Source organism: Streptomyces sp. BBFR25, from assembly GCF_044590125.1.
Classification (GTDB): Bacteria; Actinomycetota; Actinomycetes; order Streptomycetales; family Streptomycetaceae; genus Streptomyces; species Streptomyces canus_D.
On sequence record NZ_CP172447.1, the window covers coordinates 5,087,065 to 5,104,998 of the forward strand.

A 17,934-nucleotide genomic window follows, 5' to 3' on the forward strand; every position below is an offset into this window, starting at 1 on the left:
CCCGTGTAACGCCCTGATCAGCGGGTTTGTTGCCAGCGATCACTGGCGGCATGTGAGCACTCGGTGAATCACCGTGAATCCCCATTACCGACGGGTACACAAAGCCCGCGCGGCGTCATACCCTGCGGCTCATGACGGACGCGCAGGCCCCGGAACTCACCGGCACGAACCCCCTCGCCCCCACCCCGGAGGGCACCCGCACCGCTGCCGACGTGGTCACGCCCGAGCTGGTCGCCCAGCTCACCAAGGGCGTGGCCGGGTCCGGCCGCACCGCCAACCACACCCCGTTCACCGGCGAGAAGCTGGCCGACCTGCCCGAGTCGACCCCCGAGGACGTGGCCGCCGCCTTCGAGCGGGCCCGCGCCGCCCAGGCCGTGTGGGCGCAGGTGCCGGTACGGCAGCGGGCCGCGGTGCTGCTGCGCTTCCACGACCTGGTCCTGGAGCGCCAGGCCGAGGTCCTCGACCTCATCCAGCTGGAGACCGGCAAGGCCCGCCTGCACGCCCACGAGGAGGTCCAGGCCGTCGCCGTCGCCGCCCGGCACTACGGCCGCAAGGCCCCGGCGTACCTGCGCCCCAAGCGGCACACCGGCGCCGTACCGACCCTCACCAAGGTCACCGAGCTGCGCCACCCGCGCGGCGTCGTCGGTCAGATCGCCCCGTGGAACTACCCGCTGGAGCTGTCCGTCGGCGACGCGCTCCCCGCCTTCGTCGCGGGCAACGCGGTCGTCATGAAGCCCGACACCGAGACCTGCCTGACCGCCCTGTGGGCCCGTGACCTGCTCATCGAGGCCGGGCTGCCCGCCGAGGTCTTCCAGGTCGTCCTCGGCGAGGGCCCGGTCGTCGGCCCCGAGGTCGTCCGGCACGCCGACTACGTCTCCTTCACCGGCTCCACCCGCACCGGCCGCGAGGTCGCCCAGGGTGCCGCCGCCCGCCTGGTCGGCGTCTCCCTGGAACTCGGCGGCAAGAACGCCATGCTGGTCCTCGCGGACGCCGACATAGAGAAGGCCGCGGCGGGCGCCGTACGCGCCTGCTTCTCCTCGGCCGGTCAGCTCTGCATCTCCATCGAGCGGCTCTACGTCCACGAGTCCGTCGCCGACGCCTTCCTGGAGCGGTTCGCCGCCCGCACCAGGGCCATGCGGCTCGGCACCTCCCTCTCCTACGGCGCCGACATGGGCTCGCTGGTGGGGGAGCGGCAGCTGGAGACCGTGAAGGCGCACGTGGCGGACGCCGTGGAGCGGGGCGCGAAGCTCGTCGCGGGCGGCGTCGCCCGCCCGGACATCGGCCCGTACTTCTACGAGCCGACGATCCTCGACGGCGTCGTGGCCCCCATGACCGTGTGCACCGAGGAGACCTTCGGCCCGGTCGTCTCCGTCTACCGCTTCAAGACCGAGGAGGAGGCGGTCGAACAGGCCAACTCCACGCCGTACGGCCTGAACTCCTCGGTCTGGACGAAGGACGCCCGGCGCGGCCACGAGGTCGCCGCGCGGATGCGCACCGGGACCGTCAACATCAACGAGGGGTACGCCCCCGCCTACGGCAGCGCCCAGTCCCCGATGGGCGGCATGAAGGACTCCGGCCTCGGCCGCCGGCACGGCTCCGAGGGCATCCTCAAGTACACCGAGGCCCAGACCGTCGCCCACCAGCGCCTGCTGCCGATGGCGCCCTCGCTGGGGATGGACGACGAGAAGTACGCGGCGTTCATGAGCCGCAGCCTGCGCCTGATGAAGGCGTTCCGCTTCCGCTGATCCGCCCGGCCACCGCCCACCACCGCCGTTCTCAACGAGGAGAGCACGTGTCGCAGGAGAACTCTGTCCAGACCCGGGACGAGAACGGGTACGACTACGACGTCCTCGTCGTGGGATCCGGCTTCGGCGGCTCCGTCTCCGCCCTCCGCCTCACCGAGAAGGGCTACCGCGTCGGCGTCCTGGAAGCGGGCCGCCGCTTCACCCGCGAGTCGCTGCCGAAGAACTCCTGGGACCTGAAGAACTACCTGTGGGCGCCCAGGCTCGGCATGTTCGGCATCCAGCGGATCCACCTGCTCGGGAATGTCATGGTCCTGGCGGGAGCCGGGGTCGGCGGCGGCTCCCTCAACTACGCCAACACCCTCTACGTGCCGCCGAAGCCCTTCTTCGACGACCCCCAGTGGAGCGACATCACCGACTGGCACGAGGAACTCGCCCCGTACTACGACCAGGCCAGGCGCATGCTCGGAGTCCGACTCAACCCGACGATGACCCCCTCCGACGTGCACCTGAAGGCGGCCGCCGAGCGGATGGGCTGCGGCGACACCTTCCACATGGCCCCGGTCGGCGTCTTCTTCGGCGACGGCGAGGACGCCGACGGCACGGCGAAGGCCCGGCCGGGCCAGCGGGTGCCCGACCCGTACTTCGGCGGCGCGGGGCCCGAGCGCAGGGCCTGCAACGAGTGCGGCGAGTGCATGACCGGCTGCCGGCACGGCGCGAAGAACACCCTCAACGAGAACTACCTGTACCTCGCCGAGAAGGCCGGCGCGGTCGTGCACCCGATGACGACGGCCGTGTCCGTCACCGACGACTCGCGCGGCGGCTTCGCGATAGCCACGCTCCCCACCGACCGCAGGAAGCGCGGGAATCGCGGGAGTCGCGGGAAGAAGGACGCGGGCCGCACCTTCACCGCCCGCCGCGTCGTCCTAGCCGCCGGCACCTACGGCACCCAGACCCTGCTGCACCGCATGAAGGCGGGCGGCCAGCTCCCCCACATATCCGACCGGCTCGGCGAGCTGACCCGCACCAACTCCGAGGCACTGGTCGGCGCCCAGACCGACGACCGGCGCTACCGCGGCGCCACCGGCGAGGCACGCGCCGACTTCACGCGCGGCGTCGCCATCACGTCCTCGATCCACCCGGACGCCAACACCCACATCGAGCCGGTGCGGTACGGCAAGGGCTCCAACTCGATGGGCGGCCTGTCCATCCTCCAGGTCCCCTACGCCGGGCAGACCGCCTCGGGCACCTCCCGCGTCCTGGGCTTCCTGGGCCACGCGGCCAAGCACCCGCTCCTCGTCCTGCGTTCCCTGTCCAACCGCAAGTGGTCCGAGCGGACCATCATCGGCCTGGTCATGCAGTCCCTGGACAACTCCCTGTCCACGCACCTGAAACCGGCGGGTGTCGGCAAGGGCCTGCTCACCGCGCGCCAGGGCCACGGCTCGCCCAACCCGAAGCAGATCAAGGCCGCGACCGAGGGGGCCTCCGCACTCGCCGCCGAGATCAACGGCTTCGCCGGGTCCAACGTCGGCGAGCTGATGGGCACCCCGCTCACCGCCCACTTCCTCGGCGGCTGCCCGATCGGCGCCTCCCGCGAGACCGGCGTCATCGACCCGTACCACCGGCTCTACGGCCACCCCGGCATCTCGGTCGTCGACGGCGCCGCCGTATCGGCCAACCTCGGTGTCAATCCGTCCCTGACCATCACGGCGCAGGCCGAGCGCGCGATGTCGTACTGGCCGAACAAGGGCGAGAGCGACCCGCGCCCCGCGCAGGGCACCGGGTACGCGCGCGTGACCGCCGTCGAGCCCCGGTCACCGGCCGTCCCGGAGAAGGCCTTCGGCGCGCTGCGGCTGCCGTTCCTGGGCCTGCCGACGGTGCCGCCGAAGAAGTGACGGCCCCGGGGAGCGGGAGGCGAGAGGGACCCGCACCCCCCTCCGAGCGCGGGTCCCTCTTCTCCTGCCTGTGCCGCGTCGCCCCCGGGCAGGGCGCGACGAAGCCGCATGTCCGGTCTGATCGGTGAAGCCTGTGAATGGTTGTCCTCACATTCACAGAATCCTTATGTGGCCTGTGTCACTGCGATGGCGGGAGTCGGCACCAGCGGTGGCGGTGACACGGCGAAGGGCCCCGCGGCGCTGCGGCCGCAGGGCCCTCCCTCTCGGCCGGCACCGGCGTCAGGGCAGTGCCGGTGCCTCGGAAGCGGCGCCGGGGGGTCGCGCCGCCGGCCTCGGAAGCCTGTGTCGAACGAGGGACCCGTTCCGTCGGCCGGCCCCGGGCGTCCCCGGAGCCGGCCGTTCTCTTGGGTGACCGGGCTGCTGTCCCCTGCCGTCCGGTCACTTCCTGGAGCGAGGTCCCACGACGCACGGCACGATCCGTACGTCTCATCGCTCCAGCGAGCCACGCGTGGTTCTATCGGGCCCGCCCCTGGCTGACACGGACACCGGGACCAACGAAGCCGCTCGCGCGGCGGTCACGCGCCGTACGGGTGAGAAGGGGCCCGAACTCAGATACGACGATCCCCGATCGTGCCGCGGTCCTCAGACGCGCCCGCGGCACAGCTCCAGCATCGTCATCGCCAGCGCCGTACCCGGCTTGCCCAGCGCCTGGCGGTAGTGGTCGAGCACCTCCATCTCGCGGGAGAGGTTCACCCGCCGGCCGCCGGAGGTGATCCGCGCCTCCTGGATGACGGCGGAGACGGCCATCCGTTCCTGGATCAGCCCGATGATCCGGTCGTCCAGGGCGTCGATGCGCTCCCGGGCGCCGGTGATCACGTCGGCGGCCTCGGGGGTGTGGGCGCCGGTCTTGTCTGCTGTGGTGACGGTCATCTCGGTGGCTCCTCGCCGAAGGGTGGCGGCACCCGGGACCGGCACGGTCCGCAAACGCCAGGCGCCCCGGACCTTGTCGGCCCGGGGCGCCTGGGAAGTCGCTTGTCAGTTGCTCAAGCAGCACGACCATGGCAGCCGGTGGGCCGGTTGCCATAGGTAAACAGGAACGCCTGGTGCTTGAGCATGGGCCCCAGTATGCCCCGGCGACGGCCGGTGTCCAAGCCGGTTCGCATGGTGAGACCCGGGGCGGGACGGGGGAGCGGCGACGGTGGCGGCCGACGGCGGGGCCGGGTCACCTGCCCCGCTCGGTAGAATCGGGAGCACAAGCCCCCCGCCCGACCGCCGGAAGGCACCCCGTGTCATCAGCGACTCCCGCTGCCGCCGCCCCCGACACCGTCCTGGTCGTCGACTTCGGCGCGCAGTACGCCCAGCTCATCGCCCGTCGTGTCCGCGAGGCGCGGGTCTACAGCGAGATCGTGCCGAGCTCCATGCCGGTCGAGGAGATCCTCGCCAAGAACCCGGCGGCCATCATCCTCTCGGGCGGCCCCTCGTCGGTGTACGAGCCGGGCGCCCCGACCCTCGACCGCTCCCTGTTCGAGGCGGGCGTCCCCGTCTTCGGCATGTGCTACGGCTTCCAGCTGATGGCGCAGACCCTCGGCGGCACCGTCGACAACTCCGGCGCCCGTGAGTACGGCCGCACCGAGCTGGCCGTCTCCAAGCCCTCCTCCACCCTCTTCGAGGGCACCCCGGCCGAGCAGTCGGTGTGGATGTCGCACGGCGACGCCTGCTCCGCCGCCCCCGAGGGCTTCACCGTCACCGGCTCCACGGACGTCGTCCCGGTCGCCGCCTTCGAGAACGACGAGAAGAAGCTCTACGGCGTCCAGTACCACCCCGAGGTGATGCACTCCACGCACGGGCAGCAGGTGCTGGAGCACTTCCTGTACCGGGGCGCGGGCCTGAGCCCCGACTGGACCACGGGCAACGTGATCGAGGAGCAGGTCGCCGCCATCCGCGAGCAGGTCGGCGACAAGCGGGCCATCTGCGGCCTGTCCGGCGGCGTGGACTCCGCGGTCGCCGCCGCCCTCGTCCAGAAGGCCATCGGCTCCCAGCTGACCTGCGTCTACGTCGACCACGGCCTGATGCGCAAGGGCGAGACCGAGCAGGTCGAGAAGGACTTCGTCGCCGCGACCGGCGTCCAGCTGAAGGTCGTGGACGCCGAGGAGCGGTTCCTCAAGGCGCTCGCCGGGGTCTCCGACCCCGAGGAGAAGCGGAAGATCATCGGCCGCGAGTTCATCCGGGTCTTCGAGCAGGCGCAGCTGGAGATCATGCGGGAGGACGGCCCCGAGGTCGCCTTCCTCGTGCAGGGCACGCTCTACCCGGACGTCGTCGAGTCCGGCGGCGGCACCGGCACCGCCAACATCAAGTCCCACCACAACGTGGGCGGCCTGCCCGACGACATCGAGTTCGAGCTGGTCGAGCCGCTGCGCCAGCTGTTCAAGGACGAGGTCCGGATGGTCGGCCAGGAGCTGGGCCTGCCGGACGAGATCGTCCAGCGCCAGCCCTTCCCGGGCCCCGGCCTCGGCATCCGGATCGTCGGCGAGGTCACCAAGGCGCGGCTCGACCTGCTGCGCGAGGCCGACGCCATCGCCCGCGAGGAGCTGACCGCGGCCGGCCTCGACCGCGACATCTGGCAGTGCCCCGTGGTGCTGCTCGCGGACGTCCGCTCCGTCGGCGTCCAGGGCGACGGCCGCACCTACGGCCACCCGATCGTCCTGCGGCCGGTCTCGTCCGAGGACGCCATGACCGCCGACTGGTCCCGGCTGCCGTACGACGTGCTCGCCAAGATCTCGACCCGGATCACCAACGAGGTCAAGGACGTCAACCGCGTCGTCCTCGACGTGACCTCGAAGCCGCCGGGCACGATCGAGTGGGAGTGATCCCGAGGGTGCTCCCTACGTGCGCCTGATCGTGCGCACGGGCTGACCGGGCTGCCAGATCTCGACGACGAGGTACTTGTCGTCCTCGACGCGGGTCCGCACGACCTCCGTCAGCTCGGTACGGAAGAGGTGGAACGGCTCCGGCGGTTCCACCTCTTCCACGTATCCGGCCCTGGTCCGCGGGTCCTCGACCTCGACCGCCCGCCCGGCGACGCGCACGTCTCCGCCGCCCATGCCGGTGCCGTCCCCCGGGTTCGCCTGCAGCGCGAAGCGCGGATCGCGGCGCAGGTCGAGCGCCTTCAGCGAGTCCGGCATCATGCCGAGCCACAGCTCGCCGCCCAGGATGCGCACCTCCAGGCCGGTGGTGCGGGGCGAGCCGTCCTTGCGGAGGGTGGCGAGGACGTGGTGCGTGTACGCGCCGAACCGCGCCTCGACGGTGTCGGCCAGGGCGGGCTCGGCGGCGGCGAAACCGGCCCAGTTCACAGGAGTGCCTGAAGTCATACGCCGAGTGTGAACGCGAAAACCGACACCCTCTGTCGCGTATTGGCCCCCGAAACTGTCCTCCCGGCCGCACCGCCGGTAACTTCCGGCCCGTAAGGCACATCTGGCGCCGAAGGACAGAGAACACATGCACGGGACGTCCGGGGCCGCCGAGCCCCCGCCGCTGCCCACCGACCGGCTGCGGTTCGCCATGCCGCCCAGGCACGACTCGGTCGAGGACGAGCGCCGCCACCGCAAGGAACGGCTCGCCTCCGCGCTGCGCCTCTTCGGGCGGTACGGGTTCGAGGACGGGGTCTCCGGGCACATCACCGCCCGCGACCCCGAGTACAGCGACTGCTTCTGGGTCAACCCGTTCGGCGTGCCCTTCGCCCACATCAGGGCGAGCGACCTGGTGCTGGCCAACTCCGAGGGCCAGGTGGTGCAGGGCGGCCACCATGTGAACCAGGCCGCCTTCACCGTGCACTCCCAGGTACACGCGGCCCGCCCGGACGTCGTCGCGGTCGCCCACTGCCACTCGGTGCACGGGCGCGCGCTGTCGGCCCTCGGCGAGCTGCTCGAACCGATCACCCAGGAGAGCTGCGCCTTCTACGAGGACCACGCCCTGTACGACTCCTACTCGGGTGTCGCGGTCGACGCCGAGGAGGGGCGGCGCATCGCGCGGGTGCTCGGCTCCGGCAAGGCGCTGGTGCTGCGCAACCACGGGCTGCTGACGGTCGGCGACTCGGTGGACGCGGCGGCCTGGTGGTTCCTGTCGCTGGAGCGGTCCTGCCAGGTGCAGCTGCTGGCGAAGGCGGCGGGGCGGCCGGTGCTGATCGACCACCGGCAGGCCGTGGCGACCCGGGAACAGCTCGGCGGCGACCTGGTGGCGTGGATCAACTACCAGCCCTTGTGGCAGGAGGTCACCCGCCGCGAACCGGACCTGTTCGAGTGACCGTGCCCGGGGCGGCGCGGCGTGGCTCGGGGCGGGCGCGGGGCGACGCGGGGTCGCGCGGGGCCGCGTCAACACGGCGGTCCGCGCCTCACCCGCGCTGAGCAGACGTAAGACGGGGCGGCGCGCGGACGCGGGCCGCGGTACGGCACAATTCGCTGTCGTTCCAAGGGACTTACCGGGTGCGGGAAGGCGGGCGTCGGGCGTGGCGGTGCAGGAGGCGAGACGCGGGAGCGGCTCGGACAGGGACGCGTACGAGGCCGCCCACGGCGGTGGCTGCACCTGCGGGGACTGTCCGCACGGTGCCCGGGAGGGGCACCGCAGGGCGGTCGCCGCGTTCCTGCTGCGACGGGACGAGTTCGCGGCCGGGCAGGGGCTGCCGGCCGCGGTGGCCCACTCCGCCTCCGCCTCCCGCCAGTGGGTCTCGGAGGAGCTGACCCAGTCGGCGGAAGCCGTCGCCGAACGCGGCCGCGCCGAGGGCGACGCATGGCTCGCGGCACTGGGCCGCCGCACGACGGCCGTCGTGTGGGCGGCGGTCGTCCTGCTGCTGCTCGGACAGGCGCTCACCGCGATCGGTGCGGGCTGGTCGGCGGCGCGCACCGCCTCACTCGCGGCGGCGCTGGTGGTGGCCGGTGCGCTGACGGCCGCGTCGTGGTTCCACCGGGCCCGGGGCGGGGCGCTGGCGCCGGTCATCGGCGAGGACAACCGCCTGTCCACCTCGCGCGCGGTGGCGGCGGCCTGGGTCCTCTTCGTCGCCTACGCCGTGCTGGTGCTCGCCGGGCAACTGGCCGTCGCCTCGGGGCACGACCGGCGGGAGGCGCTGATCTCCGGTCTCGAACTCGGGCGCGGCATCGGCGCGGTGACCGTGCTCGCGGTGGTCTGCGGCATCGCGGTCCTGGTGCGGCGGGTGGTGGGACTGCGCGTGCTGGGGCAGCGGCTGCAGAAGGTACGGGCCGACCGGCCGCGCGCCGGCGACCTGCTGACGGACGACGCGGGCCGCGGGACCTTCGCCGACATCCAGTACGTCGTGATCAGCACCGTGGCCCTGGTGTTCGCGGCGGTACGGCTGGCCCGGCGCCCGGAGCAACTGCCCGACCTGCCCTGGGGGCTGGCGGTGGTGGTGCTGGTCTCCGCGGCGACCTATGTGGCCGGGAAGTACGCCGAGGGCGGGCGGCCGGTCATCCTCTCCGTGGTCCGGGCGCGGGAGGCCGGTGACCTGGACGGCCCCATCCGCACCGGCGACGACATCGAGATCCGGGGCGCGGGCTTCGTGCCCCCGGGTGCCCAGCGGGCGGACCGGCTGTCCCGGATGGTCGTGCGCATCGGCGCGGTCAACGTCCACGTGCCCCTGGTCCCGGTGACGGGTGGCTTCAGCAATCCCACGGACGACGTGCTGACGGTCCCCGTCCCGGCCGACGTGGAACCGGGCCGGGTGGACGTCCAGGTCGTCACGGGCGCGGGCGTGGAGACCAACCGGTACGCCATCGACGTGACGGACTGACCCCGCACCCGCACCCGCCCCGCACCGCGCCCGCCCCCGCTCGGCGGCCCGTCGAAACCGGCGGCGAGAAACCGGTTGCCGAGGGTTGAGCCGGACCCGGGTGTCGTACGTATGGTCTGTGGGGGGTCCGGGCATGGGCGGCGAGAGGCGGCTGGCAGTGATGACGCACGGTATGCGGACGGATGTCCCCATCTCACCCGGAGGCGGGAGGGACTGGCGGGACAACGCCGCCCGCCACGCCCTCCTTCCGCTACGGATCTTCCTCGGTGTCACCTTCATCTACGCCGGTCTGGACAAGCTCACCGACAGCGCCTTCATGAAGGACGCGGGCGCCGGTTCCATCGGCGACATGATGCGGACAGTCCGCGACTCCTCGGCCGTCCCCGCCCTGGTCGACCTCGCCCTGAAGAACCCGCCCGGATTCGGCTACGCCATCGCCCTGGGCGAGCTGGCCGTCGGCATCGGCACCCTGCTCGGGCTGCTCACCCGCCTGGCGGCGCTGGGCGGCGCGCTGATCTCCCTCAGCCTCTGGCTGACCGTCAGCTGGGCCTCCGACCCCTACTACTACGGAAACGACCTCGCCTACCTCATGGCCTGGCTCCCCCTCGTCCTCGCCGGCGCCCCGCTGCTGTCGCTGGACGCCGTACTGCGTACCCGGCGCAGGCGGCGCACGGGCGGTTACCGGTAGGCTGCCCGGCAGCGCCGTCAGCGGGGGTGGTCCGCCCGGGGCTCGTCCGTCGCCGCTCGGCGTCGGTGCGCGGCCCGGGCCACGACCCCGACCGCGCCCGCGATGCCGAGCCCGCCCGCGACGACGGGGATCACCACGAACCACGGCGTCTCCCAGAGACCGCCCGCGTCACCGGCGTAGATGACGCCGGCCAGTATCAGGAAGAGGCCGGCCACCAGCCGCCCCGGCTGGAACCTATGAAGCAGCACGGGACACCTCCGCCTGACCGACGCCGACCTGGAGGTCGAGGTCGAGCGTGCCGCCGTCCTGGCCGCCCCCGGCGGGGGACAGGGTGATCTCCTTGTGCTTGCCGGGCGCCACGTCCACGTCCTTCTCGTCGTCGCCGGGCAGCTGGATGTCGCCCACGCCCACCTCGACGTTCAGCCGCACGGTCATGTCCTGCGGCACGACGACCCGTATGCGGCCCATGCCCACGTCGGCCCGCGTGGTCACCGTCTGCCCCTCGGCCAGGTCGAGGCGGGACAGGTCGAGGGTGCCGCTGCCCGCGCCGATGTCGTACTGCTCGCGCACGTCGGCCGCCACCACCGGCTTCCAGGTGGTGCGGACCCATTCGGTCCCGACGTTCTCCGGCACGGCGGCCGATCCGGCCAGCAGGCCCGCCGTGACCACGGCCAGGAAGATCGAACCGGCTCCCGTGCGCCCGAGGAAGGCGCTGACCGCGATACCGAGGCCGAAGACGGCGAGCGCGCACGCCAGACCGGTCTGCAGGCTGGTGCCCAGCGGGTGGTCGTCCCAGGTCAGCCGGGTCCCGAGGAAACCGGCCAGCAGGGCGAGCAGGAACACCCAGCCGCCGATGCCGCGGGGGCCGCGCGGCTGCGGGGACCAGGGGCCCCGGTCGCCCGCCGGACCGCGGTCGCGACGCCCCGGGATCCCGCGGCCGATGTTGACGGCCGCCGCGATGTCCCGTTCCGCGGAGTCCGGCGGCCCCCACATGTAGCCCGTCCCGCCGTCGTGGGTGCCGTCCTTGACGATGGGTTCGCGCCACCAGGAGGGCCAGGTGTACATGATCGGCGGCGCCTGGGCCTCCGGCGGGGCGTCGGCGACGGCGTGGGCCGAGAGCGGGTCCGGTTCGGGGGCTCTGCGGTGCCGCGACCAGTACCCGGCGCCCGCGAGGAGCAGGGAGAGGACGACGGCGAAGGTCAGCACGCCGCCGTTGCGCAGCATGGTGAGGAAGACCCCGCAGCCGACCAGGGCGAAGAGCACGGCCGCCAGCGCCTGGCCGTCGACCCGGCCGGTCAGCAGCTTGCGCACCTCGTTCTCCTCCTCGTCGTCGTAGGGGACGAAGAGCCAGGCGAAGCCGTAGAAGAGGAGACCGATGCCGCCGGTCGCGGAGAGCACCGCGAGCGTGATCCGGAAGATCACCGGGTCCAGGTCGCACTGCCGGCCGAGGCCGGCGCACACCCCGGCGAGCGTCTTGTGCCGCCGGTCGCGCCGGAACCGCTGCGGCGGCCCGGCGGCACCCGGGGGGCCCGGATCGGCCGCCCCGGCGTCCGCGGCGGGCGCGGCGTCCCGCGGCCCGGCGCCCAGCGGTGGGCGCGGGCCGGAGCCGGGCCTTGGGCCCGTCGCGGCGCGCTCGTGATCTGTCATGAGTCCATGGTGACGGGCGAGACGCCGTGACGGCAGCCGGTTCGACCCTGGTCGGACCCTGATATCGGCCCTGACTCCGCGCCCGGGCAGTGTTCGAGGCGGGGGCGGCCCGAAGATCAGGGGTGATTGGGGGAACGACCCTGATGCTCCGGCTCCCGCACCCGTGTGACCATCGGTGGCATGCCGGAAGCCGCAGCAGCACCCGTCGTCGAACCGCGGCCGCCGCGCAAGCTCTACCGAAGCAGCGACGGACGCTGGCTCGGCGGGGTGGCGCGGGGGCTCGCCGGGCATCTCGGGCTGCCCGTCATCTGGGTGCGGTTCGCCTTCGTCGGCCTGTTCATGGCCGACGGCCTGGGCGCGCTGCTGTACGCGGCCTTCTGGTTCTTCGTGCCGCTGGGCGTCGGGGGAGTGGAGGCCCAGAAGCCGCCGTCCCTCGTCACCTCCGAGGCCGGGCCGGACGGCCGCCGCAGACTCGTGGCCCGCAAGCCCGACAAGGGGCAGATGGTCGCCCTGCTCCTCATGGTCGTCGTGGCCCTGGTCTTCGTGGGCAACGTCGACCTCGGCGGCGGCGCCAAGGCCTACCTGTGGCCGACCGTGCTCGTCGGCGCCGGCGTCGCCCTCGTCTGGCGCCAGGCGGACAACGCGCGCCGGGCCCGCTGGGCCGAGGTGGGACGCCACCGCCGCACGGTCACCCTGCTGCGCTCGGTGGCCGGTGTCCTGCTGGTGACGGCCGGGGTCACCGGCATCTTCGTCCTCCAGGGCTCCGCGGCCCACCTCGGCTCCGTCCTCCAGGCCGCCCTCGCCGTCCTGGTCGGCATCACGCTCCTCGCCGGCCCCTATCTGGTGCGGATGACGCAGGACCTGTCCGAGGAACGGCTGATGCGCATCCGCGCGCAGGAGCGCGCCGAGGTCGCCGCCCACGTCCACGACTCGGTGCTGCACACCCTGACCCTGATCCAGCGCAACGCGGAGAACGCGGGCGAGGTGCGCCGCCTGGCCCGGGCCCAGGAGCGGGATCTGCGCTCCTGGCTCTACAAACCGGAGGGCAACGGCAAGGACGAGGACGACGAACCCACCACCCTCGCCGAGGCCGTGAAGCGCAACGCGGCGGAGGTCGAGGACAAGCACGGCGTCCCCCTCGAGGTGGTCGTCGTCGGCGACTGCCCTCTCGACGAGCGCGTCAGCGCACAGATGCAGGCCGCGCGCGAAGCGATGGTGAACGCGGCCAAGTACGGTGGCGAGGGCGGCGCCGTACAGGTCTACGCCGAAGTCGAGGGCAGGACGGTCTTCGTGTCCGTCCGGGACCGCGGCCCCGGCTTCGACCTCGACTCGATACCCGCCGACCGCATGGGCGTCAGAGAATCGATCATCGGCCGCATGGAGCGCAACGGCGGCACGGCGCGGCTGCGCGCGGTGCCGGACGGCGGCACGGAGGTCGAACTGGAAATGGAGAGGGCGGAGAAGACGTCATGAGCGACCCGACCGAGGCGAACGGAACGGCGGGAGCGGGCGAGGCGGCCGGGCCCGCACAGCCGGCGAGTGGTGGCGCGGGGGAGCGCCGCGTGCGCGTGGTGCTCGTCGACGACCACCGCATGTTCCGCACCGGCGTCCAGGCCGAGATCGGCCAGACCGCCGAGACCGGGGTCGAGGTCGTCGGCGAGGCCGCCGACGTCGACCAGGCCGTCACGGTCATCACCGCGACCCGCCCGGAGGTCGTGCTCCTCGACGTCCACCTCCCCGGCGGCGGCGGGGTCGAGGTGCTGCGCCGCTGCGCGCCCCTGATGAGCGACGCCGAGCGGCCCGTCCGCTTCCTCGCCCTGTCCGTCTCGGACGCGGCGGAGGACGTGATCGGCGTGATCCGCGGCGGCGCCCGGGGCTACGTCACCAAGACCATCACCGGCACCGACCTGGTCAACTCCGTCTTCCGGGTCCAGGAGGGCGACGCCGTCTTCTCCCCGCGTCTGGCGGGCTTCGTCCTCGACGCGTTCGCCTCCACGGACGCGCCGCCGGTCGACGAGGACCTGGACCGGCTCACCCAGCGCGAGCGCGAGGTGCTGCGCCTGATCGCCCGCGGCTACGCGTACAAGGAGATCGCCAAGCAGCTGTACATCTCGGTCAAGACCGTCGAGTCCCATGTCTCGGCGGTCCTGCGCAAGCTCCAGCTGTCCAACCGGCACGAGCTGACCCGGTGGGCGACGGCACGGCGGCTGGTCTGACGGCGCCGAACGGGGCGGCGTCTCACACCACTCGCGTCGCCCCCGCGAACGGCATCTCGTCGACCGGGGCGACGCGCACCGGCGCCGACGGGTTCGGGGCGTGGATCATCCGCCCGTTGCCGACGTAGATGCCGACGTGACTGATGCCCGAGTAGAAGAAGACCAGGTCGCCCGGGCGGAGTTCGGACCGTGCTACGCGGCGGCCCGCGTCGATCTGGGCGTAGGTAGTGCGGGGCAGGGAGACCCCGGCCGCGCGGTAGGCGGCCTGGGTGAGGCCCGAGCAGTCGAAGGCGTTCGGGCCGGTCGCGCCCCACACATACGGGCTGCCGAGCTTCTGGTAGGCGTACGCCACGGCCGCCGCGGCGCGGGAGTCGGGGGCCTGGGCGCCCGCGGACAGGCCCTCGCGGGAGCCGGGGGAAGCGGCGCGGGAGGCGCGATCGCCCGTTCCGCCGCCGACGCGGGCGCGTTCCTCGGCGGTCAGCCGGGACAGCAGGCGGCGGGCCGACTCCAGCTTGCCGGTGACGGTCTCGCGGTGACGTTTCAACTCGGCCCGGCGCGACTTCAGCGAGGCGACCTCGACGCGGGCGGCGCCGCGCAGGCGCTCGACCTCCCGCAGCTCCTTGCGTACGCGGCCCACCTCGGCCGTCTGCCGACGGCCCGCGCGCTCGACGAACGCGGCGCCGTCGAGATACCGGTCCGGGTCGGAGGAGAGCGCGAGTTGCAGCGCCGGGTCCAGACCGCCGCTGCGGTACTGCGCCGCCGCGACCGAACCCAGGGCCTCCCGCGCCGAGTTCAGCCGGTCCTCCTTGCGGGCGGCCTCGTCCCGCAGTTCCTCCAGGCGCCGTTCGGCGGCGTCCGCCTTCTCCTTCGCGCCGTTGTACTTCTCGGTGGCCACCTCGGCCTCCTGGTAGAGCTTGTCCACCTTGGCCCTGACCTGCGCCGCCGTCGGCTGCGGGTCGGCGTGTCCGGTCCCGCCCAGGCCCGTCGCGGTGGCCGCGCCCGCGAGGGCGATCGTGCCCGCCGTACGGACTCTGCCGCCGCCCGTCGCGCGCTGCCGCGGCCTGCGGTGCGTTCCCACCTGCGATCCACGTCCTTCCGTACGACTCGACTCCGGCCCGCGCCGGGTCGGCGCCGGTCCGCTCCGGCTGCCTGGGCCAGGACGCTAGGCGGGTCGGTAACGGTCCGGTGACGGGATGCGCGGAAGTGGCGGCAGCGGATCGTGCGGCGACCGTATGTGACCGTCGTCCGCGCCGGGGCTCGTCACCTCCACGCAGGGTGATGACCGATATGCCGGATCGGGGGCGGATGGGGGCCGTGAGCTGTTATGGGAGCACCAAGGCGGGCCGGTGTCCGGGCGCGCCCGGGCCCTCATTAGGCTCCGGCCCCATGGACGTACTCATCCACCTCTTCGTCGGCCTGCACATCGTCGGTATCGCCGCGCTCCTGGGCGGCTTCCTGACCCAGATGAAGGCGATGGGCCAGGGCGCGGCCCGGTTCACCCCCGCGATGCTGCACGGCGCGCTGACGATGCTGGTCACCGGCGCCGTCCTGGTCGGCCTCAACCAGGCCCAGGACTACTCCGTCGACAACGTCAAGATCGGCGTGAAGCTGGCCGTGCTGATCGTGATCCTCGGCCTGGTCTACGTGAAGCGCGACGACGAGAAGGTGGACAAGCCGCTGTTCGGCCTGGTGGGCGCGCTGACCCTGGTCAACGTCTTCATCGCGGTGCTGTGGACCTGACCGTCGTCCCGGAGTCCGCCGCCGCGGACCGCAGCGTGGCCCGGGCCCGGACGACCGCCCCCGCCGCGACCGCCAGCCACCCGGCCACCGCGATCCACAGCAGGGCCCGGCCGGGCACGTCCAGCCACGGGACGTCGACGACCACGGCCACGGACAGCGTCGCCGCCGCCGTCATGCCGAGCGGGAAGACGGTCGACCAGCGGCGCACGTCGTAGCGGAGGCGGGGCCAGGCGATCTCGGCGGCCAGCAGTACGGCGTACCAGGCCAGGTCGAGCGTGAGCAGGAAGACGGTCACGTCGTGCAGGACGGCCTGGTCGTCGGCGTTCCACAGGTACATGCCGGTCCCGGCCGCCGCGAGCAGCTTGGCACCGGCGAGGGCGGAGATGGCGAGCGCGCCGCCCGCCACCCAGTGGTCCCCCGAACCCCGGGTCACCTGCCGCAGATCGAAGCGGAACAGCGCGATCAGGTAGAGCACGATGCCCAGCCAGAACGGCACCAGCGCCGCGTGCGCCAGCCAGGGCGTCGAGGTGGCCGCGGCCAGCGTGGCGGCGAGCACGGCGAGTCCCTCCGTGGCCACACAGCTCAGGAACACCGCGCCGGGCATCCTCCGCCCCCAGTGCTGCACCACCAGGTACAGCAGCCACGGCCACAGCAGCGCGGCCAGCGCGAGCAGCACCGCCGCCAGGAGCGACCAGCCGAGCAGCGAGAAACGGGTGCCGAGCACGGTCGTCGCGGCGACGGCGGTGAGCGCCCCCGGCGTCCCGGCCCGCTTCACCCACTGGGCCCGGTCGGCCAGCAGCAGATAGACGAAGTTCGCGGCCAGTATCAGCCAGGCGGCGCAGGCCAGGACCAGGGCGGTCCGGGACAGGATCTCGCGGCCCGTCAGATGCAGGGCGACCGACACGATGCCGGTCGCCATCACCGCGGCCCCGGCCGCCGGCGGACGCTGCGCCCACCAGGCGCGCAGCGCGGAGGGATGGGTGGCCGATGACATGGGCCCGATGCTAGAGACCCGCGACGATCAGCCCGGGCGCACCACGCTGTGGATCGACGACTCTCCGTCGTAGAAGATCGACTCCTCGCGGACGTACGCGCCCGGCTTCGGGGCGTGGATCATCATGCCGTCGCCGATGTACAGGCCGACGTGGCTGATGTCGTCGTAGAAGAAGACCAGGTCACCGGGTTGCGCCTGGGAGACGGAGACGGTCGTTCCGGCGTTGACCTGGTCGTAGGTGACGCGGGGCAGCGTCACGCCCGCGGCCTTCCAGGCGGCCTGGGTGAGGCCCGAGCAGTCGTAGGAGCCGGGGCCCGTGGCGCCCCAGACGTACGGCTTGCCGATCTGGGCGCGGGCGAAGGCGATCGCCTTCTCGGCCTTGGTGCCGTTCGAGGTGTCCGGCGTCGACGAGTCCGAGGAGCCGGTGCCGCCGGAGGTCCCCGAGGAGCCGGATCCGGCGCCGCTCTCCTGCTGGGCGGCCTCCTCCTGCCGCTTGCGCTCGGCCTCCTGCGCCTCCTGCTGCTTCGCCAGCTCGGCGGCCTTGCGGGCGGCCTCCTGCTGCTTCTTCTTCTCGATCGCCGCGAGCCGGGCCTTCTCCTCGGCGGTCAGCTCCGAGAGCAGCTCCCGCGCGGTGGCGAGCTTCTTCTGGACGGTCGACTTGGCCGTCTTGAGGTCGGTCTGCGAGTCGGTGAGCGTCTGGAGGCTCTCGGTGGCCTCCCGGCGCTTCTTCATCGTCTCGGACTGCTGGGTGACGTAGTCGTCGACGGCGGTCTTCTGCCGGCCGGTGAGCCGGTTCATCAGCTGGTTCTGGTCGAAGTAGTCCTGCGGCGAGTCCGCGAGCAGCAGCGTCGCGGTCTCCGGGACCGAGGCGCCCGTGCGGTACTGGGCGGAGGCGAAGGAACCCAGCTCCTCGCGCGCGTCGTTGAGCTTCTGGGTGCGCTGGGCGACGTCGTCGAGGAGGGTGTCGACCTTCTTGCGCTGCTTGGAGGTCTTCTCCTTGGCCGCGTTGTACTTCTCGGTCGCCGACCCGGCCTGGCGGTAGAGGTCGTCGACCTTCTTCTCGACCTCTTCGAGGGTCGGCCGGTCGTCCGACGGCGTGGCGTTCGCCGTCTGGGACAGCAGGGCGACGGAGGTGAGGGCCGCGGTGGCGAGGGCCGGGGTCCGTATGCCCGCGACGCGGGTACCGGTGGGACGCGACTTGCGGTGCGACGCCAA

At 72.8% G+C, this 17,934-nt stretch carries 16 protein-coding genes; 9 read left to right on the forward strand and 7 right to left on the reverse strand.

The features are described from left to right. Positions 1-131: 131 nt before the first annotated feature. Both ACGH52_RS23380 and ACGH52_RS23385 read left to right on the forward strand, forming a co-directional pair. Positions 132-1,745 carry a succinic semialdehyde dehydrogenase gene (locus ACGH52_RS23380; RefSeq protein ID WP_121702715.1) on the forward strand — a complete coding sequence of 538 codons (1,614 nt, stop codon included), beginning with the start codon at positions 132-134 and terminating at the stop codon, positions 1,743-1,745. Between the two features lie 47 nt (positions 1,746-1,792). Then, positions 1,793-3,637, forward strand: a complete 1,845-nt coding sequence (locus tag ACGH52_RS23385; RefSeq protein ID WP_399942054.1) for a GMC oxidoreductase — start codon at positions 1,793-1,795, stop codon at positions 3,635-3,637. 642 nt (positions 3,638-4,279) lie between these two features. On the opposite strand, the gene ACGH52_RS23390 is transcribed toward ACGH52_RS23385, so the two are convergent. Beyond that, entirely contained in the window at positions 4,280-4,567 is a 288-nt protein-coding gene (locus ACGH52_RS23390; protein WP_399942057.1) for a chorismate mutase, read from the reverse strand. Between the two features lie 356 nt (positions 4,568-4,923). On the opposite strand from ACGH52_RS23390, the gene guaA reads away from it, so the two are divergent. Next, the gene (gene guaA / locus ACGH52_RS23395; protein ID WP_399942060.1) at positions 4,924-6,504 is read left to right on the forward strand and encodes a glutamine-hydrolyzing GMP synthase; all 1,581 of its coding nucleotides are present in this window, start codon (positions 4,924-4,926) and stop codon (positions 6,502-6,504) included. Between the two features lie 15 nt (positions 6,505-6,519). On the opposite strand, the gene ACGH52_RS23400 is transcribed toward guaA, so the two are convergent. Then, positions 6,520-7,005, reverse strand: coding sequence for a pyridoxamine 5'-phosphate oxidase family protein (locus tag ACGH52_RS23400; protein WP_193777699.1), 486 nt, complete (start codon positions 7,003-7,005; stop codon positions 6,520-6,522). A 127-nt stretch (positions 7,006-7,132) separates the two neighbouring features. On the opposite strand from ACGH52_RS23400, the gene ACGH52_RS23405 reads away from it, so the two are divergent. The 3 genes from ACGH52_RS23405 (at position 7,133) to ACGH52_RS23415 (ending at position 10,122) form a co-directional block, all read left to right on the forward strand. Continuing rightward, positions 7,133-7,936 carry a class II aldolase/adducin family protein gene (locus tag ACGH52_RS23405; RefSeq protein ID WP_121702719.1) on the forward strand — a complete coding sequence of 268 codons (804 nt, stop codon included), beginning with the start codon at positions 7,133-7,135 and terminating at the stop codon, positions 7,934-7,936. 202 nt (positions 7,937-8,138) lie between these two features. Next, positions 8,139-9,434 carry a hypothetical protein gene (locus ACGH52_RS23410; protein WP_399942064.1) on the forward strand — a complete coding sequence of 432 codons (1,296 nt, stop codon included), beginning with the start codon at positions 8,139-8,141 and terminating at the stop codon, positions 9,432-9,434. A gap of 172 nt (positions 9,435-9,606) precedes the next feature. Then, positions 9,607-10,122, forward strand: coding sequence for a DoxX family membrane protein (locus ACGH52_RS23415; RefSeq protein ID WP_076975897.1), 516 nt, complete (start codon positions 9,607-9,609; stop codon positions 10,120-10,122). Between the two features lie 17 nt (positions 10,123-10,139). Here the strand turns inward: ACGH52_RS23415 and ACGH52_RS23420 are convergent, their stop codons facing one another. Beyond that, complete coding sequence (locus ACGH52_RS23420; protein ID WP_399942067.1) at positions 10,140-10,370, reverse strand: hypothetical protein; 231 nt, start codon at positions 10,368-10,370, stop codon at positions 10,140-10,142. Then, the gene (locus ACGH52_RS23425) at positions 10,357-11,769 is read right to left on the reverse strand and encodes a PspC domain-containing protein (RefSeq protein ID WP_121702721.1); all 1,413 of its coding nucleotides are present in this window, start codon (positions 11,767-11,769) and stop codon (positions 10,357-10,359) included. Before ACGH52_RS23425 ends, ACGH52_RS23420 begins: the two co-directional genes overlap by 14 nt. 180 nt (positions 11,770-11,949) lie before the next feature. On the opposite strand from ACGH52_RS23425, the gene ACGH52_RS23430 reads away from it, so the two are divergent. Beyond that, complete coding sequence (locus ACGH52_RS23430; protein WP_076976262.1) at positions 11,950-13,242, forward strand: ATP-binding protein; 1,293 nt, start codon at positions 11,950-11,952, stop codon at positions 13,240-13,242. Continuing rightward, on the forward strand, positions 13,239-13,985 hold the full coding sequence (locus tag ACGH52_RS23435; protein ID WP_076975900.1) for a response regulator transcription factor: 747 nt from the start codon (positions 13,239-13,241) through the stop codon (positions 13,983-13,985). Before ACGH52_RS23430 ends, ACGH52_RS23435 begins: the two co-directional genes overlap by 4 nt. Positions 13,986-14,007: 22 nt before the next feature. Here the strand turns inward: ACGH52_RS23435 and ACGH52_RS23440 are convergent, their stop codons facing one another. Then, a complete protein-coding gene (locus ACGH52_RS23440) occupies positions 14,008-15,063 on the reverse strand; it encodes an NlpC/P60 family protein (RefSeq protein ID WP_399942072.1) in 1,056 nt (351 codons plus the stop codon). 308 nt (positions 15,064-15,371) lie between these two features. Between ACGH52_RS23440 and ACGH52_RS23445 the strand changes: the two genes are divergently transcribed. Beyond that, the gene (locus tag ACGH52_RS23445) at positions 15,372-15,725 is read left to right on the forward strand and encodes a hypothetical protein (protein ID WP_076975902.1); all 354 of its coding nucleotides are present in this window, start codon (positions 15,372-15,374) and stop codon (positions 15,723-15,725) included. On the opposite strand, the gene ACGH52_RS23450 is transcribed toward ACGH52_RS23445, so the two are convergent. Both ACGH52_RS23450 and ACGH52_RS23455 read right to left on the reverse strand, forming a co-directional pair. After that, the gene (locus ACGH52_RS23450) at positions 15,703-16,719 is read right to left on the reverse strand and encodes a tellurite resistance/C4-dicarboxylate transporter family protein (RefSeq protein WP_399942075.1); all 1,017 of its coding nucleotides are present in this window, start codon (positions 16,717-16,719) and stop codon (positions 15,703-15,705) included. The two genes, ACGH52_RS23445 and ACGH52_RS23450, sit on opposite strands and share 23 nt — an antisense overlap. A gap of 27 nt (positions 16,720-16,746) precedes the next feature. Further along, complete coding sequence (locus ACGH52_RS23455) at positions 16,747-17,934, reverse strand: NlpC/P60 family protein (protein WP_121702725.1); 1,188 nt, start codon at positions 17,932-17,934, stop codon at positions 16,747-16,749.